23 protein-coding genes and 1 pseudogene are annotated in these 26,438 nt (G+C 62.9%); 15 read left to right on the forward strand and 9 right to left on the reverse strand.

The annotated features are described in order from the left end of the window. Positions 1-22: 22 nt before the first annotated feature. Positions 23-778, forward strand: coding sequence for an SIMPL domain-containing protein (locus JWP26_RS17600; protein WP_299730759.1), 756 nt, complete (start codon positions 23-25; stop codon positions 776-778). Positions 779-844: 66 nt separating this feature from the next. Here JWP26_RS17600 and eno read toward each other — a convergent pair whose 3' ends face one another. The 7 genes from eno to tpiA all read right to left on the reverse strand — a co-directional run bounded on the left by eno (position 845) and on the right by tpiA (position 7,068). Continuing rightward, a complete protein-coding gene (eno, locus tag JWP26_RS17605) occupies positions 845-2,122 on the reverse strand; it encodes a phosphopyruvate hydratase (RefSeq protein WP_299730760.1) in 1,278 nt (425 codons plus the stop codon). Between the two features lie 84 nt (positions 2,123-2,206). Further along, complete coding sequence (locus tag JWP26_RS17610; protein WP_299730761.1) at positions 2,207-3,172, reverse strand: NAD(P)-dependent oxidoreductase; 966 nt, start codon at positions 3,170-3,172, stop codon at positions 2,207-2,209. A 33-nt stretch (positions 3,173-3,205) separates the two neighbouring features. After that, positions 3,206-3,382: a DUF4169 family protein gene (locus JWP26_RS17615; protein ID WP_299730762.1), complete on the reverse strand. Its 177-nt coding sequence runs from the start codon at positions 3,380-3,382 to the stop codon at positions 3,206-3,208. A 34-nt stretch (positions 3,383-3,416) separates the two neighbouring features. Then, entirely contained in the window at positions 3,417-3,908 is a 492-nt protein-coding gene (locus JWP26_RS17620; RefSeq protein WP_299730873.1) for a GNAT family N-acetyltransferase, read from the reverse strand. A 2-nt stretch (positions 3,909-3,910) separates the two neighbouring features. Continuing rightward, positions 3,911-5,539 (reverse strand): CTP synthase, encoded by a 1,629-nt coding sequence (locus JWP26_RS17625; RefSeq protein ID WP_299730763.1) that lies wholly within the window; start codon positions 5,537-5,539, stop codon positions 3,911-3,913. A gap of 109 nt (positions 5,540-5,648) precedes the next feature. Next, a complete protein-coding gene (gene secG, locus JWP26_RS17630; protein ID WP_299730764.1) occupies positions 5,649-6,194 on the reverse strand; it encodes a preprotein translocase subunit SecG in 546 nt (181 codons plus the stop codon). Between the two features lie 118 nt (positions 6,195-6,312). Next, positions 6,313-7,068: a triose-phosphate isomerase gene (tpiA, locus tag JWP26_RS17635; RefSeq protein WP_299730765.1), complete on the reverse strand. Its 756-nt coding sequence runs from the start codon at positions 7,066-7,068 to the stop codon at positions 6,313-6,315. Positions 7,069-7,274: 206 nt separating this feature from the next. On the opposite strand from tpiA, the gene JWP26_RS17640 reads away from it, so the two are divergent. From JWP26_RS17640 to JWP26_RS17680, 9 genes are all read left to right on the forward strand, one after another. Then, positions 7,275-9,149 carry a peptidylprolyl isomerase gene (locus JWP26_RS17640; protein ID WP_299730766.1) on the forward strand — a complete coding sequence of 625 codons (1,875 nt, stop codon included), beginning with the start codon at positions 7,275-7,277 and terminating at the stop codon, positions 9,147-9,149. A 28-nt stretch (positions 9,150-9,177) separates the two neighbouring features. Next, positions 9,178-10,686 (forward strand): anthranilate synthase component I, encoded by a 1,509-nt coding sequence (gene trpE, locus JWP26_RS17645; protein WP_299730767.1) that lies wholly within the window; start codon positions 9,178-9,180, stop codon positions 10,684-10,686. Positions 10,687-10,772: 86 nt separating this feature from the next. Then, entirely contained in the window at positions 10,773-11,372 is a 600-nt protein-coding gene (locus JWP26_RS17650) for an aminodeoxychorismate/anthranilate synthase component II (RefSeq protein WP_299730768.1), read from the forward strand. Next, a complete protein-coding gene (gene trpD, locus JWP26_RS17655) occupies positions 11,372-12,394 on the forward strand; it encodes an anthranilate phosphoribosyltransferase (protein ID WP_299730769.1) in 1,023 nt (340 codons plus the stop codon). Before JWP26_RS17650 ends, trpD begins: the two co-directional genes overlap by 1 nt. After that, complete coding sequence (gene trpC / locus JWP26_RS17660) at positions 12,387-13,193, forward strand: indole-3-glycerol phosphate synthase TrpC (protein WP_299730770.1); 807 nt, start codon at positions 12,387-12,389, stop codon at positions 13,191-13,193. The genes trpD and trpC overlap by 8 nt, the downstream gene beginning before the upstream one ends. 2 nt (positions 13,194-13,195) lie before the next feature. Beyond that, complete coding sequence (gene moaC, locus JWP26_RS17665; RefSeq protein ID WP_299730771.1) at positions 13,196-13,678, forward strand: cyclic pyranopterin monophosphate synthase MoaC; 483 nt, start codon at positions 13,196-13,198, stop codon at positions 13,676-13,678. Then, positions 13,675-14,883: a gephyrin-like molybdotransferase Glp gene (glp, locus tag JWP26_RS17670; RefSeq protein WP_299730772.1), complete on the forward strand. Its 1,209-nt coding sequence runs from the start codon at positions 13,675-13,677 to the stop codon at positions 14,881-14,883. Before moaC ends, glp begins: the two co-directional genes overlap by 4 nt. A 150-nt stretch (positions 14,884-15,033) precedes the next feature. Next, entirely contained in the window at positions 15,034-15,744 is a 711-nt protein-coding gene (gene lexA, locus JWP26_RS17675) for a transcriptional repressor LexA (RefSeq protein ID WP_299730774.1), read from the forward strand. Beyond that, positions 15,744-16,079 carry a hypothetical protein gene (locus JWP26_RS17680; RefSeq protein WP_299730776.1) on the forward strand — a complete coding sequence of 112 codons (336 nt, stop codon included), beginning with the start codon at positions 15,744-15,746 and terminating at the stop codon, positions 16,077-16,079. The genes lexA and JWP26_RS17680 overlap by 1 nt, the downstream gene beginning before the upstream one ends. A gap of 66 nt (positions 16,080-16,145) precedes the next feature. Here the strand turns inward: JWP26_RS17680 and JWP26_RS17685 are convergent, their stop codons facing one another. After that, complete coding sequence (locus tag JWP26_RS17685) at positions 16,146-17,972, reverse strand: IlvD/Edd family dehydratase (protein WP_299730778.1); 1,827 nt, start codon at positions 17,970-17,972, stop codon at positions 16,146-16,148. Positions 17,973-18,284: 312 nt separating this feature from the next. Between JWP26_RS17685 and JWP26_RS17690 the strand changes: the two genes are divergently transcribed. Genes JWP26_RS17690 through JWP26_RS17705 form a run of 4 tightly spaced genes read left to right on the forward strand, consistent with a single transcriptional unit; the run spans position 18,285 to position 22,674 of the window. Next, a complete protein-coding gene (locus JWP26_RS17690; RefSeq protein ID WP_299730780.1) occupies positions 18,285-19,208 on the forward strand; it encodes a 2-dehydro-3-deoxygalactonokinase in 924 nt (307 codons plus the stop codon). A gap of 12 nt (positions 19,209-19,220) precedes the next feature. Further along, positions 19,221-19,835, forward strand: a complete 615-nt coding sequence (locus JWP26_RS17695) for a 2-dehydro-3-deoxy-6-phosphogalactonate aldolase (protein WP_299730782.1) — start codon at positions 19,221-19,223, stop codon at positions 19,833-19,835. After that, positions 19,832-20,707 carry an SMP-30/gluconolactonase/LRE family protein gene (locus JWP26_RS17700; protein WP_299730784.1) on the forward strand — a complete coding sequence of 292 codons (876 nt, stop codon included), beginning with the start codon at positions 19,832-19,834 and terminating at the stop codon, positions 20,705-20,707. The genes JWP26_RS17695 and JWP26_RS17700 overlap by 4 nt, the downstream gene beginning before the upstream one ends. 11 nt (positions 20,708-20,718) lie before the next feature. Then, positions 20,719-22,674 (forward strand): beta-galactosidase, encoded by a 1,956-nt coding sequence (locus JWP26_RS17705; RefSeq protein WP_299730786.1) that lies wholly within the window; start codon positions 20,719-20,721, stop codon positions 22,672-22,674. Here JWP26_RS17705 and JWP26_RS22425 read toward each other — a convergent pair. Next, positions 22,643-24,588, reverse strand: a pseudogene (locus JWP26_RS22425) (ComEC/Rec2 family competence protein). The gene JWP26_RS17705 and the pseudogene JWP26_RS22425 sit on opposite strands and share 32 nt — an antisense overlap. 282 nt (positions 24,589-24,870) lie before the next feature. Here JWP26_RS22425 and gltX point away from each other — a divergent pair. Beyond that, positions 24,871-26,292, forward strand: a complete 1,422-nt coding sequence (gene gltX / locus JWP26_RS17720) for a glutamate--tRNA ligase (RefSeq protein ID WP_299730876.1) — start codon at positions 24,871-24,873, stop codon at positions 26,290-26,292. The last annotated feature ends 146 nt before the right edge of the window (positions 26,293-26,438 follow it).

The following is a 26,438-nucleotide window of genomic DNA, read 5'->3' on the forward strand; positions in this document are numbered from 1 at the left end:
TTAACAATATTGGGGTCATAGATTGTTTGCGTTCAAACGAATGTCACTTGCGTTGCTGCTTGCCGTCAGTTGTTCGACGGCAGTGTTTGCGCAGTCCGAAGAGGCGCCGTCGGCTGCGAACACGATGTCTATCGCGGGGCAAGGTGAATTCTGGGTTGTGCCCGAAATGGCGGAATTTTCCGGCAGCGTCGTCACCAAAGGCGACACGCTCGCCGAGGCGAGGGACGCTCATCCGGCGATTGCGCAACAGGTCAGGGCTGCCGTCGACGGGCTGGCGCAAAGCGGACTTAGGCTGGAAACGGCTCAGTACAGCATAAGAGAGATCGATCTCTGCGGTGGCGGCTTCAGGGTTCTTCGCGATGGCGAGGAATGCACCGAAAAACCGTACTTCGTCGCAACGACCAAATTCGACATGTCGACGGCCAATCTGGCCGGCCTGGAGAGCATCATCTCGACCTTGGCCGAAGGCGACCTGCTGGTTGAAAACATCCATTTCACCGTCAAGAACAAACGCATTCCCTTGCTGGAAGCCCGCAAGGACGCCGCTCGCGATGCTCTGGAGCAGGCTACGGCCTATGCGGAGGCGCTCGGCGTCGACCTTGTCGATATTAGCAACGTCACCGATGGCGATGCGAGTCCGCCGGACTATGGCGAGGCCGACCTAGCTATCCCAACCACCCGCGATGGGAGAATTCCTCTCAGCATCGCGATTCCCGCCCAGTTGGAATACAACGCAAGCGTCAGGGTAAACTGGACGATTGGACGACCTGCGTCTTGAGATAACGCGCCTGCAACAAAAAAAGCCCGGCATCGCTGCCGGGCTTCGTCATTTCTGTGAAACGGCTTAGCGGCCCTTGACCACCGAGTAGCCGGCATACTTGGCCCACGAGCCGATCTGCTCTTCGATGCGGATGAGCTGGTTGTACTTGGCCAGGCGATCCGAGCGCGATAGCGAGCCGGTTTTGATCTGGCCGCAGTTCAGCGCAACGGCGAGGTCGGCGATGGTGGAGTCTTCGGTCTCGCCCGAGCGGTGCGACATCACCGAGGTGTAGCCGGCGCGGTGCGCGGTATCGACGGCATTCAGGGTTTCCGACAGCGTGCCGATCTGGTTGACCTTGACCAGGATAGAGTTGGCGACGCCCATCTTGATGCCGGAGACGAGGCGCTCTGTGTTGGTGACGAACAGATCGTCGCCCACGAGCTGAACCTTCTTGCCGATAGCGTCGGTCAGGGCCTTCCAGCCTTCCCAATCGTCCTCGGCCATGCCGTCTTCGATAGAGATGATCGGGTAGCGGGCGGCGAGATCGGCGAGAAACGCGACGTTCTCATCCGACGACAGGCTCTTGCCTTCGCCGTCCATGGCATATTTGCCGCCCTTGTAATATTCGGTGGCGGCGCAATCGAGGCCGAGGAACACGTCCTCGCCGGGGCGGTAGCCGGCCTTTTCGATCGACTTCATGATGAAGCCAAGCGCTTCGTCGGCGGACTTGAGGTTCGGCGCGAAGCCGCCTTCGTCGCCCACGGCGGTGTTGTGGCCCTCGGCCGAAAGGCCCTTCTTGAGCGTGTGGAAGATTTCCGAGCCGATGCGGACGGCGTCTGCCAGGGTTTCGGCGCCGACGGGCAGGATCATGAATTCCTGCATATCGATCGGGTTATCGGCGTGCTGGCCGCCATTGATGATGTTCATCATCGGCACCGGCAGGACATGGGCGTTCGGGCCACCGATATAGCGGTAGAACGGCAGTTCGCTCGATTCGGCGGCGGCCTTGGCCACGGCCAGCGAGACGCCCAAAATGGCGTTGGCGCCGAGGCGCGACTTGTTGGGGGTGCCATCGAGCTCGATCATGATCTGGTCGACGCCGAGCTGATCGAGGGCGTCGAGGCCCTGGATTTCCTCGAAGATCACTGAGTTGACGTTTTCGACGGCCTGGGTCACGCCCTTGCCGAGCCAGGCCTTGCCGCCATCGCGCAATTCGACCGCTTCATGGGCGCCGGTGGAGGCACCGGACGGCACGGCGGCGCGGCCGAAGCTGCCGTCATCGAGTACCACATCGACTTCGACCGTGGGGTTGCCGCGGCTATCGTAGATCTGGCGGCCCTGGACGTGGATGATCGAAGACATGGAAAGCCCTTTCCCGGCTGCGTTTACACAGTGTTGGCGCCTGTCTAGACGCGGTGTGTGACGAATCAAAGAGGGTGCGCCAAATTATTTGGCGGGGTCGGCTACCTGTCCGTCCGCAATCAGCCATTGCACCGCCTCCTCCACAGCCTGCAAAGAGGTGTAGCGCGGGACGTAGCCGAGCAGTCGCCGGGCCTTGGCGATGGAGCAATTGGGGCTGCGCGCGATGTGTTCCCAGGTGGCCTTGGCCTCCTCGGGGTCCTGCCCCGCCGCCCAGGCTTCATATGGCTGGAAGCTTAGGTCTGGCTCACGCCCGAACCAGCGGAACATATGCTCTGCATAGAAGCGCAGCGTTAGCGCACCGGACGAGACGGCGTGAAAGCTTTCGCCGACAGAACTGCTCCAGTTGGCGATTGCTGCCATGAACATCTGGGCGACATCGTCGGCGTGGACGTGGTGGACGGTTTCAAGCCCGAAATTCGGCAGTGTCAGGGGTTCACCGCGCGCGATCGCTGAAAACACAGCCGGATTGAAATGCCCGGCAGGATTGAGCGGCGCCCAGCCGGGGCCGACGATGTGGCCGGGATGGATCAAGGTTGCTGGGAAGCTGTCGCGGTGAGCGCGATCGAGCAGGTAGGTTTCGATGGCAGCTTTCTGGACGCCGTAATCGCCGAATGGACGCTTGGGTGTCTCTTCTAGCGTGGGCACGACGGTGGAGAAACCATGGGTCCAGATCGTGCCGGTATGGAGGAAATGGCTGACCTTGCCGGCCAGCGCCTCCGCTAGCTGCTGCGCGCTTGGCAGGGTGAAGCAGATCATGTCGATGACGATATCGCCCTTGAGTGCGGCAATGGCGGGGCCGAAGCTGCCGTCCGCTTCCATGGGTTCGCGGTCCATGACTTTGTGTTCAACGCGATCCCAGGCGCGGTTGGGCGCATAAGGCTTGGCCTTGCCCCGGCTGATGGCGACGACATCGTGGCCCCCCTCAACTAAACGCGGCACAAGATAGGTGCCGACGTGTCCCATTGCTCCGATGACGACGATCCGGGCCATGCGGCTCTCCTGTTGTGCTGCGCCGCGTGGCGCTTAATCGTCCAGCTTATGCCCGTCGAGGCGTTTTTTGGTCAGTTCGGACTTGGCCTCGGCCAGGCTCTTTTCAACCTTGGTGCGGCCGAACACAACGCGGTTCTCCGCGGCGGTCTCGGCTTTTGCGTCCCGGGCCTTGCGCTTGCGAACGGTTCGGAGGTTGACGATATCGGCCATGGTCGTGTCCTGGGCTGTTGCCAGTGCGCTGGCGTCAGGGGCGTATCAGTTCAAGATAAATGGTATCGCACCATTCATCGCCCAACTGGAAGTCCCGTTCAACGCGTCCCGTTTCGACAAATCCCAGCTTGCCGAGGACTGTCAGCGACGCGATGTTGCGCGGATCGACTTCCGAGCGCAGCAGCGGCACATCGCTTCTGGCAAAGACATAGTCCAGAAATGCCCGAGATGCTTCGCTGACAAATCCCCGCCGCCAGAAGTCGGGATGGATGATAAAGCCAAAGCTGGGTAGACGCCCTGCCCCAACGGTGCCGATCGCAACCCCATCATGCTCGATGATGAAGTCCTCGCCGCCTGCGTTCGTCCTGGCGATCATCTGGTCCAGCCAAGCGCGCGTCACGTCAATGTTGCTGTGCGGCAGCGTCGACCAGTAGCGCATGGCCATCGGGTTCGACATGATGGCGAACATGGCGTCGAGATCGTCCAGGCGCGGCCGGCGCAAGACCAGCCGCTCCGTGACGAGCACGGTCAAACCAGCCGGCTCTGCTCGATCGCGGCGGCGATGAAGCTGGCGAACAGCGGATGCGGTTCGAACGGCTTGGATTTCAGTTCCGGGTGGAACTGCACGCCGATGAACCACGGATGATCGGTGCGCTCGACGATTTCGGGCAGCTTGCCATCCGGCGATACGCCAGAGAACAGCAGACCGTTCTTTTCGAGCACCTTGCGGTAGTCCATGTTCACCTCATAGCGGTGGCGATGGCGCTCGGAGATGTGGGTGGTGCCATAGATATCGGCAACGCGCGAACCACGCGTGAGCTGGGCCGGATAGGCCCCGAGGCGCATGGTGCCGCCCAGGTCGGTGCCGTCCTTGCGGGTCTCGGTATCGTTGCCCTTGAGCCACTCGGTCATCATGCCAACGACTGGCTCCTTGGTGGGGCCGAACTCGGTGGATGATGCATTCTTGACGCCGGCCATGTTGCGGGCCGCCTCGATGCAGGCCATCTGCATGCCAAAGCAGATACCGAAATACGGCACGTCCTTGATGCGGGCAAAGCGCGCCGCTTCGATCTTGCCGGCCGATCCACGTTCGCCGAAACCGCCGGGGACCAGGATACCGTGGACGTGTTCGAGGTAAGGCGCGGGTTCGTCGCGCTCGAACACCTCGCTGTCGATCCATTGCAGGTTGACCTTGACCCGGTTGGCGATGCCGCCATGGGCCAGCGCCTCGCTGAGCGACTTATAGGCGTCCTTGAGGCCGGTATATTTGCCCACGATGGCGATATTGACCTCGCCCTCGGGATTGTGGAGGCGATGGGAAACCTCGGTCCAGGCCGTCAGATCCGGGGTCGGCGCATCGGTGATGCCGAAGGCGGCGAGCACTTCGGTGTCGAGGCCTTCCTTGTGATAGGCCAGCGGCACGTCGTAGATCGAGGCGACGTCGAGGCCCTGGATCACGGCGCTTTCGCGCACATTGCAGAAGAGGCTGAGCTTTTTCTTTTCGCCTTCTGGAATGGGGCGATCGCAGCGGACCAGCAGGATATCGGGTGAAATGCCGATGGAGCGCAATTCGCGGACCGAGTGCTGGGTCGGCTTGGTCTTGAGTTCGCCGGCGCTGGAAATATAGGGCATCAGCGTCAGGTGGACGTAGATGGCTTGGCCGCGCGGTAGGTCGTTGCCGAGTTGGCGGATGGCCTCGAAGAACGGCAGGCCTTCGATATCGCCGACAGTGCCGCCCACTTCGACGAGGACGAAATCGAATTCCTCATTGCCTTCGAGCACGAAATTCTTAATCGCGTCGGTGACGTGGGGAATGACCTGGACCGTAGCGCCGAGATAGTCGCCGCGGCGCTCCTTGGCGATGATATCGGAATAGATGCGGCCGGTGGTGATGTTGTCGCGCTTGTTGGCGGAGCGGCCGGTAAAGCGCTCATAATGGCCAAGATCCAGATCGGTCTCGGCGCCGTCGTCGGTGACGAAGACCTCGCCGTGCTGGGTTGGCGACATGGTGCCCGGATCGACGTTGAGATAGGGGTCGAGCTTGCGCAGCCGCACCTTGAAGCCGCGCGCTTGCAGGACCGCGCCAAGCGCCGCCGATGCAAGACCTTTACCCAATGAGGAGACCACGCCTCCGGTGATGAAAACGTACCGAGCCATGGGCGCTCACCTTACATAGATTCAGGAACGATTCGCAGGGCGGGAAAACCGCTCTACACAAAAAGAAGAAGGGGATGTTTCCATCCCCCTCTTTGGTGCCTTGCGGCGCTTAGTTGGTCGCCGGAGCGGCCGGTGTTGGTTCGGGCGCCGCCGCCGGGGCGGGCGTGGCGGGCTCGGGGGTTGGCGTCACCGGAACCGGAAGGTCGCTGGCGGGAGCCGGGGTCACTGCTGGGGCTGGCGTCGTTGTCGCCGGTGCAGGAGTGGTCGCCGCGGGTGCGGCTGCGTCGGCTGGCGGTGTCACTGTGCCGTCGGCGGCAGGAACCGGGAGATCCGAATCGCCTTGCAGCGCATTGAGTGCATCGAGCACGCTGGTCGGTGCCGCGCCCTCTTCTCCACCCGTGGTCGCGCCCTGCAGAATGCTCGAACTGCCACGATCGAATTCGCTGAGCACGGTCAGGCCGATTGCGGTCAGGAAGAACAAAGTGGCCAGGATTGCCGTGGTGCGCGTCAGCAGATTGGCCGAACCGCGGGCGGTCATGAAGCCACCGCCGCCACCGCCAATACCAAGGGCGCCGCCCTCCGAGCGCTGCAGCAGGATCACTGCAATTAGCGCCAGAACGATCAGCAGATAGGCCACAATCAGGACGTTTGCCATGCGTGTTTCAGTCTCGGTCCGTCAAAAGATGGGGCGTCATACACTTGGGCGCAAACAAATGCCATACGCCTGCGCCGAAATTCGGCACAGGCATTGGCTCGATTGCGTCCAGACGCGGCTATACGGCGGAGATAATGGTGTAAAAGTCTTTTGCCAAGAGGCTAGCGCCGCCAACCAGCCCGCCATTGACGTTTTCGATGTTTAAAATCTCGCGGGCGTTCTGCGGTTTCATCGAGCCGCCATAGAGAATGCGAGTCGAAGCGCCCTTGTCGCCGAAACGATCGGTGAGGATGGCGCGGATGCGATTGTGCATCTGGGCGATCTCGTCATTGGTCGGCGTGCGGCCGGTGCCAATGGCCCAGACCGGCTCATAGGCCACGATAATTTCATGGTGTTCGGCGGCGTCTGGAACGGAGCCGGCCAGTTGCGCGGCGACCACAGCTTCTGCTTTGCCGCTATCGCGTTCGGCTTCGGTCTCGCCGACGCAGATGATCGGCTTGAGGCCGGCCCCAAGCGCCGCTTCAGCCTTGGCGCGGACGGTCTGGTCGGTTTCACCATAGTCGGCGCGGCGTTCGGAATGACCAACAATGACGAATTGGGCGCCGGCATCGGCCAACATGCCGGCCGAAATATCGCCGGTATGGGCGCCCGAGGCGGTGGCGTGGCAATCCTGGCCGCCGGCGAGAATGCCGCTGGTGGAGCCCTGCGAGGCGACGGCGTGCAGGATCGTGGCCGGTGGGCAGATGACGACCATGGCCCTGGGGGCCTCGCCGGTGGTCAGCAATCCGGCAAGCTGCTGCAGTTCTTCGAGGGAGGCCCGCGAACCGTTCATTTTCCAGTTGCCCGCGATCAGCGGCGTGATTGTGGTTGTCACTCTTGCTACTCCTGCCTCTTGCACCGGAACGGGCTTTGCCCTAACCCCGATTATCCATGCGTTTCCGGGATATAAAAGGGTCTCCCTTTTTCCACGGAACGCTTTACTAGTATCCCGCCATAAGGGCGGTAAAGCCCGCGGTTCAAATCCGGTGCGTCCGGCCCTTTGGGGCGAATGCACCAACCTTGCGTACTGGAACGTCTGACATGCTCGATAGTTTGCGTCTGTTTGCAAAATCCTGGCCCGGCAAGGCGATGGGGGTCTGCCTGCTGGCAGGTCTGGCTGGATTCGGCATCAATAATGTGATCACCGATCTTGGCACGAATAACGTGGCCAAGGTGGGCAATGTCGATATCACCTCGCGCGATTTCTTGCGGGCGTATCAGATCCAGATGCAACAGGTGTCCCAGCAGATCGGTTCGGTCCCCTCGCCCGAGGAAGCCATGAGCCTGGGCATTCCCTCCATGGTGCTGCAAAACCTGGCGCAAGACGCGGCGCTCGACCAGTTGGCCGACAATTTCGGTCTTGGCGTGTCGGACAGCAAGCTGAGCCAGATGCTGCGCAAGGATACCAATTTCGCCGGCACGCTGGGCAATTTCGATCCGAGCCAGTTCCAGAACGTGCTGCGCCAGAGCGGCATAACCGAAGCCGAATATTTCAAGACCCAGAGCGAGTCGGCGCGCCGCCAGCAGTTGATTCTGTCGCTGTTCAGCGACGTCAAGCTGCCGGCCGCCGCATCGGTCCTGGTCAACCGCTACGCCGCCGACAAGCGCACGGTCGACTACATCGTGGTTGGTGAAAACACCATCGAGACGCCGGCTGCACCAACCGATACCGATCTGACGACCTATCTGGCCGCGCATCAGACCGATTTCCGCACCGTCGAAACCCGCACCGTGCGGCTGATGGCATTGTCGCCGGATACCCTGGCCGCCACCAAGACCATCGATGAAGCCGCTATCGGTGCCGAGTACGAGCGCACGAAGGCCAATATGACGACGCTGGAACGCCGCACCATCCAGCAGGTGCCGCTGGCCACGCCGGAGCAGATCGCAGCGTTCGAAGGCGGTGCAGCGGCCGGCAAGACATTCGACGCGTTGGTCGCCGAAAACAGCCTGACCGCGACCGATATCGGCACGCTGGCCCAGCGCGACATCACCGATGCGAACCTGGCGACAGCCGCGTTCGGCTTGGCCCAGGATGGCTATGCGGTCATCGACGGCGTCACCGGCAAGCGCGCGATCCATGTTTCGGCAATCGAGGCGGGGCACACCAAGACCCTGGCCGAAGCCCATGACGAAATCGCGCACAGCCTGGCGCTGGCGCAGGCCAAGACCGAGTATGCCGACGTGCTCGACCAGGTCGAGGAACTGCGCGCGGCGTTCAAGCCGCTCGACGAAATCGCCAAGCGCTTTGGGCTGCCGCTTTACAACGCTGCCGTAACGCAGGGCGGCGCTGAACTGGCCGTGATCCCATCGCTGGCCGAGGCCGACCGTCCCAAGGCCGTGCAGGCGATTTTCAAGGCCACCGAGGGCAAGCTGACGCCGTCGATCACGCTGAACGGCAATAGCAACGTCTGGTTCGACCTGGAAAAGGTCGATCCGGCGCGCGATCAAACCCTGGACGAAGTGCGCGATGCCGTTGCCACCGCCTGGACAACCGAGAAGGTGAACGCGGCGATCGACGCCGAAACTGACAGCATTGTCAAACGTCTCGATGGCGGCGAAGACCTGATCGACGTGGCGTCCGCGCTGAGCTTGGTTCCGCAAGCCAGCCTGCCCTTTACCCGGTTTGGCGAAGCCAACACATCCATCGACGGCCCGGTGGCGGCGGCGGCGTTTGCCGGCGGTCCGGATCATCACGGCTCGGCGGTGAACACGGAAGGCGATCACATCGTGTTCCAGGTCAGCGCTGTGACCCCGGCTGATGGTCCACTGGCCACCCAGCAGAACGCTTCGCTGGAAAACGAAGCCCGTATCGGCCTTTACGGCGATTTCGTCACCGCAGTGCGCGACGAAGCCGGGCTACGCATCAACCAGCAGGCCTTGACGCAGACGCTGCAACTCGGCGGCCAGCAATAACGGCAACTTCTATAATCGGATACTGACTATGGGCGACGAGGTCTTTGGGCGTTTCGCGGTGCAATACGATGCTGGTCAGTCCCAGATCGTCTGGCGTCGCGTCGTCGCCGATCTTGAAACGCCCATTGGCACGTACATGAAGCTGGCGGCGGGCCGCAAGAACACCTTCCTGCTCGAATCCGTGCAGGACGGCGCCATTCGCGGCCGGTACTCGATCGTCGGCCTCGCCCCCGATGTCATCCTCAAGGTCGAGCACGGCGCGGCCTCCATCAATCGCGCGGCCCATATTGACGTGGACCGCTTCGAGCCTCTGGCCGCAGCGCCGCTGGACGCCCTACGCAATCTGGTGGCCAGCTCCAAGATCGAAGTGCCCGAGGGCCTGCCGCCGCAGTCCGCGGGCATTTATGGCTTCCTGGGCTATGAGATGGTCCGCTATATGGAGACGCTGCCCAACAGCAATCCAGACCATTTAAACATGCCCGAAGCCATCCTGATGCGCCCGGCCATGCTCGCGATTTTCGATACGCTCAAGGACGAACTCTATCTCACCGCGCCGGTCTACGTCCGCGATGGCGTGACCGCCCGGCAGGCCTATGAATCGGCGCAGTCGCATATCGACGACGCCATCCAGCGCCTGGGCCAAGCGCTGCCCACGACCCCTGCCCTTCCCGATCTGGAAAAGATCGAGGTCACCAGCAATACCTCGAAAGACGAGTATTTCGCCATGGTGGCCAAGGCCAAGGACTACATCACCGCCGGCGATGTCTTCCAGGTGGTGCTGAGCCAGCGCTTCGAGGCGGAGTTCACCCTGCCGCCGACTGCGCTCTATCGAGCGCTGCGCCGCACCAATCCGTCGCCCTATATGTATTTCCTCGATTTCGGCGACTTCTCGGTCGCCGGGTCGAGCCCGGAAATCCTGGTCAAGGTGCAGGATGGCGAAGTCACCATTCGCCCCATCGCCGGCACCCGCAAGCGCGGCGCCACGCCGACACGCGACCAGGAACTGGCGGCCGAACTGCTGGCCGACCCCAAGGAGCTGGCCGAACACCTGATGCTGCTCGACCTGGGCCGCAACGATGTGGGCCGGGTTGCCAAGACCGGCACCGTCAAGGTCACCGACAAGTTCTTCCTCGAATACTATTCCCATGTGATGCACATCGTCTCGAACGTCGTAGGCGTGCTCGATCCAAAATATGACTTCGTCGACGCGCTGGCCGCTGGCTTCCCGGCCGGAACGGTGTCCGGTGCGCCAAAAGTGCGCGCCATGGAAATCATCGACGAACTGGAATCTTCACGCCGCGGCATCTACGGCGGCTGCGTCGGCTATTTCGGTGCCGACGGCACAATGGACACCTGCATCGTGCTGCGCACCGCCCTCCTCAAGGACGGCAAGCTGTTCGTGCAGGCCGGCGCCGGCATCGTCGCCGATAGCCAGCCCGAACTCGAGCAGGCCGAATGCGAAAACAAGGCGCGCGCCCTTTTCAGCGCCGCCGAGGAAGCGCTACGCTACGCCGGCGAAGCCAGGATCGGGCAATGATGGCGCATGCAATGTTTCAACACCGATGGCGGGACTGGTTCTGAACCTGAACCCGTGACCCCACTAGCCGCGCTGGAACCAGAGATATGACCCGCACGCTCGTCATCGATAACTACGACAGCTTCACCTACAACCTCGTCCACTTCCTGGGCGAACTCGGCGCCGACATCACTGTCGTGCGCAACGACAAGATCACGCTCGATGAAATCGCCGCCATGGCGCCCGAGGCGATCGTGCTCTCGCCCGGTCCCTGCACCCCCAATGAAGCGGGCATTTGCCTGGCGCTGATCAATAGGTTCAAGGGCGAAATGCCGATCCTGGGCGTATGCCTTGGCCATCAGGCCATCGGCCAGGCCCTGGGCGGCGACGTGATCCGCGCGCCGCATCTGGTGCATGGCAAGACCTCCAAGATCAACCACACCGGCAAGGGCCTGTTCCGCGGTCTCAATTCCGGCTTCGAGGCGACGCGCTACCATTCGCTGATCGTCAAGCCGGAGACCCTGCCGGACACGCTCGAAATCACCGCGACCACCGACGACGGCCTCATCATGGGCATGCAGCACAAGACCCTTCCCGTCCACGGTGTGCAGTTCCACCCCGAGAGCATTGCCTCCGAAAACGGCCACGCGCTGCTGCAGAATTTTCTGAATCTGGCCCGCGACTTCAACCAGAAGAAAGCCGCCTGATGGACATCAAGGCCGCTCTCAACAAAATCGCCGCCAACCGCGACCTCACCGGCGAGGAAATGCGCGGCGTCATGACCACGATCATGGAGGGCAATGCCACACCCAGCCAGATCGGCGCGTTCCTCATGGGTATGCGCGTCAAAGGCGAGAGCGTCGGCGAAATCGCCGCAGCCGTCTCGATCCTGCGCGAAAAGATGGTCACGGTGGACGCCCCCGAACACGCCATCGATATCGTCGGCACCGGCGGCGATGGCGGCGGCACGCTAAACATCTCCACCGCCAGCGCCATCGTCGTCGCAGCAGCCGGCATTCCCGTGGCCAAGCACGGCAACAAGGCCCTGTCATCTAGGTCGGGTTCGTCTCAGGCGCTCGAAGCGCTTGGCGTCAAACTCGATCTCACGCCCGCCGAAATCTCGCGCTGCATCAACGAGGCCGGCATCGGCTTCATGTTCGCCCCCGCCCACCACCCTGCCATGCGCCATGTCGGCCCGGCGCGCGCGGAAATGGGTGTGCGCACCATGTTCAACCTCCTGGGTCCGCAGTCCAATCCGGCTGGCGTGCGTCGCTATGTGCTGGGCGTCTACGCCCAGGAATGGGTGGAACCGGTCGCGGCCGCCCTTCTCGCTAACCGCGCCATCAAGGCCTGGGTGATGCATGGTAGTGACGGGCTGGACGAACTCACCACCACCGGCCCGAGTTTCGTTGCCCAGATCGCCGGCGGCGACCTTCGCAGTTTCGAGGTGACGCCCGAACAGGCCGGTCTCAAACGCTCCGATCCCAAGGAGTTGCTGGGCGGCGACCCCGAATATAACGCGGCTGCAATCCAGGAACTATTCGACCGCAAGCCCGGTGCCTATCGCGATATCGTGCTGCTCAATTCGGCGGCCGCGCTGATTGTCGCCGATCGTGTGCAAGACCTCAAAAGCGGCGCCGAACTGGCCGCCGACATCATCGACAGCGGCAAGGCGAAGGAGACGCTGGCGCGGCTCGTCGCGGTGTCCAACGGGCGAGACCATGGCTGATATTCTCAAGCAGATCGAATCTTACAAACGCGAGGAAATCGCCGCGGCCAAGGCCATGCGACCCTGGGCGGAAGTCGTGGCAATGGCGCACGACCAGCCAGCGCCCCGCGGCTTCCTCAAAGCCATCAAGGCCAAGCGCGCCGCTAAGCAATATGCGCTGATCGCCGAGGTAAAAAAGGCCAGTCCGTCCAAGGGCTTGATTCGCCAGGATTTCAATCCAGCCGAAATCGCCCGCGCCTACCAAACCGGCGGCGCGACATGCCTCTCGGTGCTGACCGACCGTCCATCGTTCCAGGGTTCGCCCAGCTATCTGATCGAGGCGCGCGCGGCGACTACCCTGCCCGTGCTGCGCAAGGATTTTCTGTTCGAAACCTATCAGGTGGCCGAAGCCCGCGCCTGGGGCGCCGATTGCATCCTGGTCATCCTGGCCGCCGTTGGCGACGACGTGGCCCGCTACCTGCTCGACGCCGCCGAGGAATGGGGCATGGATGCCTTGGTAGAAGTGCACGACCAACTTGAGCTGGACCGGGCGTTGGCCTTGGATGCGGAATTCATCGGCATCAACAATCGCAACCTGCGCACCTTCGAGACGCGCCTGGAGACGTCGATCGACCTCGCCGCCGGCGTGCCAGCCGGCAAGGTGCTGGTCAGCGAAAGCGGCATCCTCAGCCACGACGATGTGCGCAAGCTGGACGAAGCATCCGGCATCGGCACCTTCCTCGTTGGCGAAAGCCTGATGCGCCAGGACGACGTTGTCGCCGCCACGCGCGCCCTGCTCATGGGCACAGTGAGCGCATAGGCATGGCACAAGGCGGCCTTACGCACCTCAACGCCAAGGGCGAAGCCCACATCGTCGATATCGGCGACAAGGCCGTCACTCGCCGCCGGGCCGTGGCCCAGGCCCGTATCATCGCCGAGCCGGCGACGGTGACGGCGATCATGGGCGGCTCCCTCAAGAAGGGCGACGCGCTGGCCGTGGCCCGCATTGCCGGCATCATGGCCGCCAAGAAGACCTCGGACCTGATCCCCCTCTGCCATCCGATTCCGCTGACCAAGGTCAGCGTCGACATCGCGGCCGAGAGCGCGACGGTGATCGTCGTGCACGCCACCGCAGAAACCACCGCCCAGACCGGCGTGGAAATGGAGGCGCTGGTAGCGGCGTCCACTACGGCGCTGACGCTTTACGACATGGCCAAGGCCATCGACCGCGCCATCGTGGTGACCGATATCTGCGTGTTGGAAAAATCGGGCGGCAAGTCCGGCGATTTCGTGCGCACGCCATGAGCCTGCTACCCGTCGAAGACGCGATTGCTGCGATTCTGAAGCGCGTGCCCCAGGCGCAGGCCGAAACAGTTGTTCTGCGCGATGCCGCCGGCCGGGTCTTGGCCGCGCCCATCGTCGCCAGCCACAACCAGCCCCCGTTCAACGCCAGCGCCATGGATGGCTACGCGGTGCGGGCGCAGGACGCCGTACCGGGGCGCAGCCTTGCCATTATCGGCATGTCGCAAGCCGGCGCGGGCTTTGCCGGCACTGTTGGCGAAGGCCAATGCGTGCGCATTTTTACCGGCGCGCCCGTCCCTGCCGGCGCCGATGCGGTGATCATGCAGGAAGAGGCGACGGTGACCGGGAGCACCGTTCAGTTTACCGACCAGCCCAAGCCCGGCCGCAGCATTCGTCCAATCGGCAATGACTTTGCCACCGGCCAGGTTCTGGTCGCCGCCGGCACGCGCCTCGGCGCACTGCAACTGGCCGTCGCGGCAGCGGCGAATGTCCCCGCCATCGCGGTCAACCGCCGACCGAAAATTGCGCTCCTAGCGACCGGCGATGAACTAGTCGTGCCCGGCACGCCGCTGGGACCGGACCAAATCGTTTCGTCCAACAGCTACGGCCTAAGCCCCCTGCTGGCGCCCTACTCCGAAACCGTCACCGACCACGGCATTGTCGGCGATGACCGGGCGGCGCTGACGGCGACCCTGGAAGCCATTTTCGCCAGCGAGCCGGACATCGTCGTTACCACCGGCGGCGCCAGCGTCGGCGACCACGATATTGTCCAGGAAATCCTCCTGTCGCTCGGCGTGACGCTGGATTTCTGGCGCATCAATATGCGGCCCGGCAAGCCGCTGATGTTCGGCACGCGCGGAAAGACGCTGATCTTCGGCCTGCCGGGGAACCCCGTCTCGGCGCTGGTTACCGCCACAATTTTTATCAAGCCGGCACTGCGGCTGTTGCAGGGCCATGCCGAATCCACTGGTCAACTCTGGCATCTGCCACTGGCGGGTCCGACCCCGCCCAATACCGCACGGCGCCATTTCATGCGCGCCCATGTCCTGCATGGGTCCAGTGGGACGGCATTGATGCCGATTTCCGAGGTCGATAGCGGTCATACCTCCTCGCTGGCGCAAGCCGACATGCTCATCGTGCAACCAGAACATGATCCGGGTCAGCCGGCCGGTACTATGGTCGAGGCCATCAGTATCGACGCGTTCTAGGCTGAAATAAAACCGCATGGGCCCCGGTACGAAGCCTGGTTTGCTTGCAAGGGCGGAAATTGCGCCAGCATTGCATTGGCATATTGCAGAACATAACTGGAACACGTATCATCGTTCAGTCTTTGTTCCGATTCCCGACCGAGGGGCCCAATGCTAACGCGCAAACAACACGAGCTGCTGATGTTCATCCATGAGCGGATGAAGGAAAGCGGTATTCCGCCATCGTTCGACGAGATGAAGGATGCGCTCGATTTGGCATCCAAGTCGGGCATTCACCGGTTGATCACGGCGCTCGAGGAGCGCGGTTTCATTCGACGGCTGCCGAACCGGGCGCGCGCGCTGGAAGTGCTCAAGCTGCCCGATTCGATGAACCCCTCTTTGGGCGGGCGTAAGTCCCGCTTCGAGCCGAGTGTGATCGAAGGCAATCTGGGCAAGGTGGCGTCGCCGCCGATGCGCGGTTCGGTCGAAGACTATGCCCGGCCCATTTCGGTGCCGGTGATGGGACGCATCGCGGCCGGTACGCCGATCGAGGCGATTCAGACCCATTCGCACACCATTTCCGTACCGCCTGAAATGCTGGGTGCCGGCGAGCATTATGCACTCGAAGTGCGCGGCGATTCGATGATCGAGGCTGGCATTTTCGATGGCGATACCGTGCTGATCCGCAAGCAGGACTCTGCGGGAACCGGTGAGATCATCGTGGCTCTTGTCGATGACGAGGAAGCCACCCTCAAGCGCCTGCGCCGCAAGGGCAACACGATCGCGCTGGAAGCCGCCAATCCGGCCTATGAAACCCGCATCTTCGGACCCGACCGCGTCAAGGTCCAGGGCCGTCTGGTGGGCCTGCTGAGGAAATACTGATGCGGCGCACCCTGCTTGTCGCGCTTGGCCTTTTGGCGGTCGGCAACATTCCGGCGTTCGCTCAGGAAGCGAGCATCAAGGAGACCCGCTGTTGGGTCGGCAACGTGACGTTTTCGGCAGGTGTGGGCATTAATGCTGGCAATGGCACCGCAGTCTGCAACGCCGGAACCGGCTGGGCCGTAGCGAAAGCCGATACTCCGGTCGCGGGTTGCCTGCTCGAAGGCAAATTGTCCTCGGCAGGTGCGATCGTCGGTATCCGCAACAATGACGCCATGCTGCTGCAGTGCGATGTCACTGGTCGCTGGGTGACGATCGAGACGGCTGCCAAGGAATAAGACAACGGTCGGACTTTACAGATTTGGGCCACTCTCTGGAAGGAGAGTGGCCCATTTGCATTTAGCTTAGTGGTTGTCGCGTGGGATGCCTTCGCTCTGGGCGATGCGCTGGTACTTTTCGGCGGGCTTGAGGATAGCGCCGTCGCCGAGCTGGCCGACGATGCCGCGCTGGATTTCCTGCCACGGCGTCTGGTGCTTGGGATACTTGTAGCCGCCCATGGATTCCAGATCCGCACGACGCTTGGCGATTTCCGCGTCGTCGATCAGGATATTGGCAGAACCCTTGTTGAGGTCGATCCGCACGCGGTCGCCGGTGCGCAGGATGGCGAGATTGCCGCCGGCTGCGGCTTCCGGGGAGGCATTGAGGATCGAGGGCGAACCCGAAGTACCGGACTGGCGACCGTCACCGATGCAGGCCAGGGCAGTAATGCCCTTCTTGATCAGGTAGTTGGGTGGCCGCATGTTGACGACTTCCGCCGCGCCCGGGTAACCGATTGGGCCAGCGCCGCGCATGAACAGCAGTGTGTGTTCGTCGATCGCGAGTGAGGGATCGTCGATCCGGTGGTGGTAGTCCTCGGGACCATCGAACACCACCGCCTTGCCCTCGAACATGCCGGGATGTTCGGGATTGTTCAGGTAGCGATCGCGGAACTCGGTCGAGATCACGCTGGTCTTCATGATGGCGTTGTCGAACAGATTGCCGCGCAGCACGAGGAAACCAGCCTCGGTCTTGAGCGGATTGTCAAAACGCCGGATGACCTTGTCGTCTTGGATCGTCGTGGCGCGGCAGTTGTCGCCGATGGACTTGCCGTTGACGGTGGGCGCGTTCTCGCGGATCAGCCCCTGGCTCATCAGCTCGTTGACCACCGCCGGCACGCCGCCGGCATGGTAGAAGTCCTCGCCCAGATATTCGCCGGCCGGCTGCAGGTTCACCAGCAGCGGTACCTTGTGGCCATAGGTCTGGAAATCCTGCAGTTCCAGTTCCACGCCGATATGCTTGGCGATGGCCTGGATGTGGATCGGCGCATTGGTCGAACCGCCGATGGCCGAATTGACCACGATGGTATTGATGAAATTGTCCTTGGTCAGGATATCGGACGGCTTCAGATCCTCACGCACCATGTCGACGATGCGCTTGCCAGTGCGATAAGCCATTTCCTGGCGATCGCGATACGGCGCGGGAATGGCGGCCGAACCCGGCAGCTGCATGCCCAGCGACTCGGCCAGCGAGTTCATGGTCGAGGCCGTGCCCATGGTGTTGCAATACCCCGTGGAGGGCGCCGATGACGCGACCAGCTCAATGAACTGCGCATAGTCGATTTCGCCGGCCGCCATCATCTGACGAGCCTTCCACACGATGGTGCCCGAGCCCGTGCGCTCGCCCTTGTGCCAGCCATTCAGCATCGGGCCGACCGACAGGGCGATGGCCGGAATATTGACGGTGGCGGCGCCCATCAGCATGGCGGGCGTGGTCTTGTCGCAGCCGATGGTCAGCACCACGCCGTCCAGCGGATAGCCATAGAGCACTTCGACGAGACCGAGATAGGCCAGGTTCCGGTCGAGGCCCGCAGTGGGGCGCTTGCCGGTTTCCTGGATCGGATGCACAGGGAATTCGATGGCGATGCCGCCGGCTTCGCGAATGCCTTCGCGGACGCGTTCGGCCAGCACGATGTGGTGGCGATTGCACGGCGACAGGTCGGAGCCCGTTTGGGCGATGCCGATGATTGGCTTGTCGGACTGCAGCTCTTCGCGCGAGACGCCAAAATTCATGTAGCGCTCGAGATAGAGCGCGGTCATGTCCGGATTATCCGGATTGTCGAACCAAGCGCGCGAGCGCAACTTTTTCGCTGCGCCCTGCCCGTTACCCGGACCGCCGCTGGTGTCTGCCGTCATTTTCTGTTCCTCATGTCCGCGATATGACGCCGCGGTAACGTGCCTCAACATTTTGCCATCTGTACCACGACAGGGGCAAGAGGGAACGGGATTCTGTCGAAATTTCCCCGGTTTGGGCTGGCTCAAAATCTGCCGGGGAGATGTTTCCAGACGCCTGAACGGCCTTACCAAATGACGAGACGAGCCGATCCTCTGCGCCGATAGAAGCAGCAATGCGGCGAAGTCGATTGAGGCTAGCTGGAATCCGATGCAGGCGGTAGCGTTCGGCCCGATTGCGGCCGGATCGGTCGCGCATAAAGGGTGAGTTTTGCCGTGACTGACAAAGTGGACTGGGTTGCCGTCGATTGGGGCACCTCCAACCTGCGCGCCTGGGGCATCGACGCCGCCGGGGCGGTCGCGGTTTCGCGCACCTCACCCAATGGCATGGGCAAGCTGACGCGCGAGCAATTTCCCGGCGCGCTGAGCGAGCTGCTGGAGGGCGTCGACAGCCAATCCAGCCAACCCATCCAGGTGCTGATCTGCGGCATGGCCGGGGCGCGGCAAGGCTGGCTGGAGGCCCCCTATCTGCAGGCGCCCACCGACCTGCGCGGCCTGCTTGACGGCGCCGTCCGCCCCGAAATGCCCGACGCGCGTCTGGCCCCGGCAATCCTACCCGGTGTTTGCCAGAAAACCCCCGGCTCCGACAATGTGATGCGCGGCGAGGAAACCCAGTTGCTGGGGCTCGCGGCGCTCAACCCCGGCTTCAACGGCGTCGTCTGCATGCCGGGCACCCATTCGAAATGGGCGCAATTGTCTGGCACCCGCATCGAGCGCTTCGCCACCGCCATGACCGGCGAAATGTTCGAGGTGCTGCGCACCCACTCGGTTTTGCGCCATTCGCTGGGCGGGGACCTCGATGGGCCCGGGCGCGACGAAGGCTTTGCGGTCGGCGTTCAGGCCGGTCTCGACCATCCCGAAGGCCTCCTGGGCCAACTGTTCGAAGTGCGCGCCGGCTCACTGCTGTCGGGACGGCAGCCGGATTGGTGCGCCGGCTATCTGTCGGGCCTCCTGATCGGCAGTGAAATCGGCGCCAATCGCGAATGGATCGGCGATGCCGAAGTACCGCTCATCGGCTCGGCGGCGCTTTGTGCGCTTTATGGCCAAGCTTTGACGCGGATCGGCGTGCGTTCGCGGCTGGTGGATGCTACCGAAGCGGTGCTGGCGGGCCTCAAGGCCGCGCGCCAATTTTCCTCTTAGCGGACGGACCTCATGGAAACCCCTCGCCACATCATCGCCATTCTGCGCGGCATCACGCCGGCCGAGATCATTGACGTCTGCAAGGCGCTGATCGATGCCGGCATCACCATGATCGAAGTGCCGCTCAATTCGCCCGACGCGCTGACCAGCATTTCGCTGGCGTCCAACACCTTTGGCGACACCGCCATGATCGGCGCTGGCACGGTGCTGAGTAAAAAACAGGTCCTGGCGGTCGCCGATGCCGGCGGCACCTTCATCGTCTCGCCCGATACCAACAAGGCGGTGATCGAGGAGACGGTGCGCATCCATCTCGCCTCCTATCCGGGCGTGTTCACGCCCACCGATGCCTTCCGCGCCATCCGGGCGGGCGCCACCGGGCTCAAGTTCTTCCCCGCCGAAGTGCTGGGGCCAAAGGGCATCAAGGCCATCAAGGCCGTGCTGCCGCCAGAATTGCCGCTCTATGCGGTGGGCGGCGCCGATCCGGGCAATTTCGCCGAGTTCTTCGCCGCCGGCTGCGTCGGCTTCGGGCTGGGCACCTATCTCTACAAGCCGGGCATGGAACTGTCGCAGACCGCTGAGCATGCGGCGTTGGCCGTTGCCGCCTATGACCGGGGCCAAGCCCAATGAGCCAAACGGCCCGCCTGCTGATCAACAGCCAATGCGCCCTCGGCGAAGGTCCGTTCTGGCACCCGCTGCGCCAGCAATTGTTCTTTTTCGATATCAACAATCGCAAACTGTTCGCGGCTGAAGCCGATGGCGCGGTCGCCAATATCTGGTCGTTCGACGAGATCGTTGCGGCAGCGGCGGTGATCGACAATGACACGCTGGCACTTGCCACGGAAACCGGGCTCAAGCGCTATGACCTGTTGACCGGGGCGACCAGCTTGATCGTGCCGATCGAGGCCGACGACGCCAGCACGCGCACGAATGATAGCCGCGTGCATCCGTCCGGCGCCTTCTGGATCGGCACCATGCGCAAGGAAGAGGACGAGCCAGGCGGTGCGGTCTACCACTATCGCGCTGGCAAGCTGACCACCATCCGCACGCAGGTCAAAATCCCCAACGCCACCTGCTTTTCGGCCGATGGACGCACCGCCTATTGGAGCGATACGCCGACCAAGCAGATACTCAAATGCGCGGCCGATCCCGCCACCGGTCTGCCGGTTGGCGAATGGTTGATATTTGCCGATGTGTCCGACGGTCGTGGCTATCCCGATGGCGCCGTCGTCGATAGCGAAGGCTATCTGTGGAACGCCAAATGGGGCGGCAATTGCGTGGTCCGGCATGCGCCGGACGGCTCGATTGATCGTATCATTGAAGTGCCCGTCAGCCAGGTAAGTTGCCCGGCTTTTGGCGGCCCCGGCCTCAAGACCCTGTTCCTGACCACCGCCGCCAAGACGCTCAGCGCCGACCAGCTCGCCGCCGAAAAAGTCGCGGGCGGTGTCTTCGCCATCGAGCTCGATATCGCCGGCCAGCCTGAACCCCTCATCACACTCTAAGAGTCCACGTAATGACCCCTGCCCTCGGCGTTTGCTACTATCCCGAACATTGGCCCGAGGCATGGTGGGAGAGCGACGCCAAGCGCATGGCCGAGGTCGGCATCACGTTCGTGCGAATCGGGGAATTCGCCTGGTCCAAGTTCGAACCCGCGCCGGGTGACCTGCAATTCGACTGGATCATCCGCGCCATGGATGCGCTGGGCCGGCACGGGCTGCAGGTGATCGTTGGTACCCCGACAGCGACGCCGCCGCGCTGGATGGTCGACAAGCATCCTGACATGCTGTCGGTGGACAAAGAGGGCCGGCAGCGCGGCTTCGGCTCGCGCCGGCACTACGATTTTTCCCATCTCGGCTATCGCGAAGAAGCTGGACGGATCACTCGGCTCTTGGCCGATGCCGTGGGCGACCACCCGGCTTTGGGCGGCTGGCAGACCGACAATGAATATGGCTGCCACGACACGACCTATTCCTATTCGCCGGCTGCCAAAGCCGGTTTCCAGGCTTGGCTGGCCCAGAAATACGGCACGGTCGATGCGCTCAACACGGCTTGGGGCAATATCTTCTGGTCGATGGAATACAACCGCTTTGACCAGGTCGAATTGCCCAACCTGCTGGTGACCGAAGCCGCGCCGGCCCATGCGCTGGACTTCCGCCGCTATGCTTCAGACCAGGTGGCGGAATTCAACAAGGTGCAGTTCGATATTCTTAAGGCGCGGCGGCCTGACCTGCCAGTGATCCACAATTTCATGAGCCGCACCAGCGACTTCGATCATTATGACGTGGCCAAAACCCTCGATATTGCCAGCTGGGACAGCTACCCGCTGGGCCATCTGGCGGTCAGCAATGAGTCCGACGAGCTCAAGCACCAGTATATGCGCCAGGGCGACCCCGATAATGCCGCCTTCCACCATGACCTCTATCGCACCGTCGGCCACGGCCGCTGGTGGATCATGGAGCAGCAGCCGGGTCCGGTGAACTGGGCCGATTTCAATCCCGATCCCCTGCCCGGCATGGCCCGGCTCTGGGCTTGGGAAGCGTTCGCGCATGGCGCGGAAGTAGTCTCCTATTTCCGTTGGCGGCAGGCGCCGTTCGCGCAGGAGCAGATGCATGCCGGCCTGCTGCGGCCCGATAGCGAACCGGCCCCGGCGCATGGCGAAGCCATGCAGGTGGCGCAGGAGCTGAAGGCGACGGGCATTGCCGGGGTTGCCGGCAAAGCGCGCGTCGCCGTCGTCTATGATTATCAAAGCGAATGGGCCTGGGAGATCGCCCCGCAGGCCAAGGGGTTCTCGCATGGCGCGCATGTGCGGGCGCTCTATTCGGCGTTCCGCAAGCATGGCATCGATATCGATGTGCTGTCGCCGCACACGACCAGTTTCGCCGGATATGACATTGTGGCCATTCCGGCGCTGTTCGCTTGGAACGATGCGCTGCGGACGGCAATCGAGACATTCGAGGGCCAATTGCTGATCGGGCCGCGCAGCGGTTCGAAGACGCAGGACTTTGCCATTCCGGCGAAACTGGCGCCGGATCTGCCCCGCAATATGATGGATCTGCGGGTCACCCGCGTATCGACCACAGATCCGGTGCATCAGACCCCGGTCAAGGGTGGCGGCGCAGTGCACCACTGGCGCGAGCGCGTCGAGACCGGCGGCGAAGTCGTAATTGAAGACGAAGACAACCTGCCGGTGCTGGTGTCGCAGGGCAAGCTGTTCTACCTCACCGCCAGCGGCAACAAAGCGCTGGTGCAGCGCGTGGTCGATTACCTGATCGCCGAGGCCGACCTGCCGGTGCTGAACCTGCCGGCTGGCGTGCGCTGCCGGGTGCGCGGCGGGTTCCGCATCTACGTCAACTACGGTGCAGGCGCCGCGACGCTCAACAAGGCGGCTGATGAAGCCGGCTATGTGGTTGGCGAAGCGAGCATTCCCGGAGCGGGCGTCACTGTAGCGCGGCTCGCCACGGCCGGGTGAGATTGGCCACTGCGGGGCGGACGTCGAACCGCCCTGCAGCCGCGTCCCAGCGTAGCCATTGCACGCCAGTGTTCCGCAGGGTTTTCGCATCGATCACCTGCGCCCCACAATATTGGGGCGCGGGAATACGGGCGATGACGAGATCGTTGCGCTCGCAGTCCTCGGCGAAGGCCTCTACACTTTTGATCACCGATATCGAAAAGCGGTCATTGGCATAGACGCAGGCGACGCTATCGCAATGCGCGCCAGCCAGTTTCGGTGCGAAGTCTTCCTGATAATACTCGCTCCAGACATCGACGGCGAAAGTGCCGTCCTTGCCGGTGAGCAGACCCATGCCGCCGCCATCGCGCACCGCCACGGCTTGGGTCGTATCGGCGATCAGCACATCCGGTCTGGTATCGAGCGCGAACAGCAAAATAGCGGGAATCGCCAGAACCGGGCCGGCGAAGCGCCAATAGTTCTTGATGAAGGCGAACCAAGCCATCGCCAACAGGCCGATGAACAGCGCAATCGGCGTGAGTAGCGGGTTCGATTCCAACCCCTGGCTCCAATTGGCCACCAGCGTTGCCACATCCACCATGCGCTCGATGCCCCAGCCCATGGCAATGAGGAAGGGCTGCTCGACCCCGAACGGCATGGCCAGCACCGACGCGATGGCAGTTGGCATGATGATGAAGCTGACCACCGGCAGCACCAGCACATTGCTGAGCACGCCAAGCGGCGCGGTCTGCTGGAAATGGTAGGCCGAGAACAGCAAAGTGGCGGTGCCGGCAATCAGGCTGGTCAGCGCGGCGACCCAGACATGGTTAACCGACCGGCCAATCCATCCCCTGCCCTCGACCGGCGGTTTGCGCGGCAACTCGTAGACTCCGATCAACGCCACCACAGCCGCGAACGATAGTTGGAAACTGGCGCGGAACACGCTGGCGGGATCGATGAGGATGATGGCCAGGGCTGCGATGGCGACATTGCGCATGGTCAGCGCCCGGCGCCCGGCCAGGATCGCCCCAAAGATCAGGCCCAGCATCAGGGTCGATCGGAGCGCCGGAACATTGGCGAGGCCACCGGCGAGCAAGAGATAGAAACATGCAGCAAGAATGCCGCCGACCGCCGCGATCTTCTTGATTGGCAAGCGCTGCGTCCAGCCGGACAATGCGGCCAAAGCCACCGCAGCAGAAAGAACACGCCGCCCGCCACCAGCGACAGGTGCAGCCCCGAAATTGAATAGATATGCGCCAGCCCCGACGCTGCCATCACGTCGCGCGTTTCATCGGAAATCAGGCTCTGGTCGCCCATCACCATGGCGTCGCCGATTGCGGCGGACGAGCCGGTCAAAACATGCCCGATGCGTTCGGCAATCGAACGACGCAGTCCCTCGATAGCGCGGGTCGGATCGAAACTTGAACCGTTGGAAACTAGGGCCAGCCCACTCGTGACATTGCCGTAAGCACCGATGCCGGCAAAATAACCATGGAACTGGCTGTCGAAGGCACCTGGCAATACCGGACCAGGAATCGGCGCCAGCCGCAATTTGCCCTCGATGACGTCACCCGGCGCTAGCGGCGGGTCGGCGCCAATGAGCAGCCGTGCCCGCGTCACCCCAGCCGGCTTGCTATCGCCGATCGCAACCAGATTGGAGACCACGATGCGACGCTGGGTTTCCGTCTGCGACAGGATTTCGTCCACCGTCGCCTGATATTGCCCATAGACCGGAAACCGCAACATCGGCGTTCCGAACAGCAATCCGTGAATCGGCAGCATGCACACGCCGGCCCAGATCGCCGAAACCAGCAGCAGGACGCGAAAGCGCGCGATATGCGGCAGGGAGACAACAAGAAATCCAGCAAGCAGGATCGCCACGCCCAGCAAAGCCCACGGATTGGGCTCGAATGCCACCTGGCTATAAGCCACCATTCCGCCAATAACGCAGAATGGCAGCAGCACGAACAGCCGCCGCGTCTCAACCGCTTCGACCACTGCATCGCGCGCCGAAACCGCAACACGGCGCCACAGCGGACTTGTAGCCGCCGGCAAGCGGCCCGGGCGCAAGACGAGCGAGCCCCGCGGCTTGGGCGGCGCCGGCAGCTCGGTGGTCTCCAGCGTTTCCGCGCTCAGCACCGGCCTGGCCCCCCGCCCTTGCGCTCATGCCCGCCTATGCTACACACGGCACCGAAACTCGTCCAACCGTTCCGGTCTATAATGTCTCAGGTCGTCACTCGCTTCGCCCCCTCGCCCACCGGCTATCTGCACATCGGCGGTGCCCGCACCGCGCTGTTCAGTTGGGCCTATGCCCGCAAGATGGGCGGCAAGATGCTGCTGCGCATCGAGGACACCGACCGCGAACGCTCCACCGAAGCCGCTGTCGAGGCGATCAAGGATGGCCTGAGCTGGCTCGGCCTGCATTGGGATGGCGACGCCATCAGCCAGTTCGGCCGCGCTTCGCGCCATGCCGAAATCGCCCATGAGCTGATCGCGCGCGGTCACGCTTACAAGTGCTATTGCTCGCCCGCCGAGCTGGACCAGATGCGCGAAGAGGCCCGCGCCGCCGGCAAGCCGCCGCGCTACAATGGCTATTGGCGCGATCGCGATCAGTCCGAGGCTCCGGCCGGCGTCGCCCCAGTCATCCGCATCAAGTCGCCGCTCAGCGGCGATATTGTGGTGCATGACCATGTGCAGGGCGAGGTGGTGTTCAAGGCCGAGAACCTGGATGACTTCATCATCCTGCGTTCCGACGGCACGCCGACCTATATGCATGCCGTGGTCGTGGACGACCATGACATGGGCGTCACCCACATCATCCGCGGCGACGATCATCTGACCAACGCCGCGCGCCAGATCGTGGTCTATAACGCCATGGGTTGGGACATTCCCGAGATGGCCCATATTCCATTGATCCACGGGCCGGACGGCGCCAAGCTCTCCAAGCGCCACGGTGCACTCGGCGTCGAGGCCTATCGCCAGATGGGCTATCTGCCTGAGGCCCTGCGCAATTATCTGGCGCGGCTCGGCTGGTCGCACGACGACGACGAGATTTTCTCCAGCGAGCAGATGATCGAGTGGTTCAGCCTCGACGGTCTCAACAAGGGCGCGGCCCGGTTCGATTTCGTCAAGCTTGAGAGCATCAATGGCCACTACATCCGCGAGGCAAAGCCGGACTATCTGTACGGCGTGATGATTGCCCTGGCCGAAGAAGTTGGCCGACTGGCGGACCTGGAAGGCCTGACCGCCGACAAGGCCACCGTGCTTGCCGCCCTGCCCGAACTGCAGCCGCGCGCCAAGACCATTTTGGAGCTGATCGACCTAGCGCAATTCATCTATGCGTCACGTCCGTTGCCTATCGATAGCGCGGCCTCGGCGCTGCTGACACCGGACGCACGCTCCGTGCTCGGCGATGTGCGGGACCTGTTGATCGGGTTGAACGATTGGAGCGTGGAAGCAATCGACGCGGCGATGCGTACCCTGGCCGAGGCCAAGGGGCTGAAGCTGGGCAAGCTGGCTCAGCCGTTGCGCGCGGCGCTGACCGGACGCACTGTGTCGCCGGGGATTTTCGAGGTGATGGTTTTGATTGGCCGGGACGAGAGCCTCGCCCGCCTGGGAGACCAGATCGACACGAAATAATGACAGTTAGGTGGGTAAGGAATGCTTACCCATCAATTGCTTCGCGACGGCAAAAGCTGATACCTCAGGAGCAGCCTATGCCTAAGCCACATTTGCCGGCCCAGCTCAACGAAACTCCTTTTCTATTGGGTTGCGGGCCATCGAGG

The sequence above is a fragment of the Devosia sp. genome, from assembly GCF_028290435.1.
Lineage (GTDB): Bacteria > Pseudomonadota > Alphaproteobacteria > Rhizobiales > Devosiaceae > Devosia.

What these genes read in the sequence shown, in the direction of transcription:
- eno (WP_299730760.1), bottom strand. Translation starts at nt 2,122, where the DNA reads ATGTCTTCGATCATCCACGTCCAGGGCCGCCAGATCTACGATAGCCGC.
- JWP26_RS17610 (WP_299730761.1), bottom strand. Translation starts at nt 3,172, where the DNA reads ATGGCCCGGATCGTCGTCATCGGAGCAATGGGACACGTCGGCACCTAT.
- JWP26_RS17615 (WP_299730762.1), bottom strand. Translation starts at nt 3,382, where the DNA reads ATGGCCGATATCGTCAACCTCCGAACCGTTCGCAAGCGCAAGGCCCGG.
- JWP26_RS17625 (WP_299730763.1), bottom strand. Translation starts at nt 5,539, where the DNA reads ATGGCTCGGTACGTTTTCATCACCGGAGGCGTGGTCTCCTCATTGGGT.
- secG (WP_299730764.1), bottom strand. Translation starts at nt 6,194, where the DNA reads ATGGCAAACGTCCTGATTGTGGCCTATCTGCTGATCGTTCTGGCGCTA.
- JWP26_RS17640 (WP_299730766.1), top strand. Translation starts at nt 7,275, where the DNA reads ATGCTCGATAGTTTGCGTCTGTTTGCAAAATCCTGGCCCGGCAAGGCG.
- trpE (WP_299730767.1), top strand. Translation starts at nt 9,178, where the DNA reads ATGGGCGACGAGGTCTTTGGGCGTTTCGCGGTGCAATACGATGCTGGT.
- JWP26_RS17650 (WP_299730768.1), top strand. Translation starts at nt 10,773, where the DNA reads ATGACCCGCACGCTCGTCATCGATAACTACGACAGCTTCACCTACAAC.
- trpD (WP_299730769.1), top strand. Translation starts at nt 11,372, where the DNA reads ATGGACATCAAGGCCGCTCTCAACAAAATCGCCGCCAACCGCGACCTC.
- trpC (WP_299730770.1), top strand. Translation starts at nt 12,387, where the DNA reads ATGGCTGATATTCTCAAGCAGATCGAATCTTACAAACGCGAGGAAATC.
- moaC (WP_299730771.1), top strand. Translation starts at nt 13,196, where the DNA reads ATGGCACAAGGCGGCCTTACGCACCTCAACGCCAAGGGCGAAGCCCAC.
- glp (WP_299730772.1), top strand. Translation starts at nt 13,675, where the DNA reads ATGAGCCTGCTACCCGTCGAAGACGCGATTGCTGCGATTCTGAAGCGC.
- lexA (WP_299730774.1), top strand. Translation starts at nt 15,034, where the DNA reads ATGCTAACGCGCAAACAACACGAGCTGCTGATGTTCATCCATGAGCGG.
- JWP26_RS17680 (WP_299730776.1), top strand. Translation starts at nt 15,744, where the DNA reads ATGCGGCGCACCCTGCTTGTCGCGCTTGGCCTTTTGGCGGTCGGCAAC.
- JWP26_RS17685 (WP_299730778.1), bottom strand. Translation starts at nt 17,972, where the DNA reads ATGACGGCAGACACCAGCGGCGGTCCGGGTAACGGGCAGGGCGCAGCG.
- JWP26_RS17695 (WP_299730782.1), top strand. Translation starts at nt 19,221, where the DNA reads ATGGAAACCCCTCGCCACATCATCGCCATTCTGCGCGGCATCACGCCG.
- JWP26_RS17700 (WP_299730784.1), top strand. Translation starts at nt 19,832, where the DNA reads ATGAGCCAAACGGCCCGCCTGCTGATCAACAGCCAATGCGCCCTCGGC.
- JWP26_RS17705 (WP_299730786.1), top strand. Translation starts at nt 20,719, where the DNA reads ATGACCCCTGCCCTCGGCGTTTGCTACTATCCCGAACATTGGCCCGAG.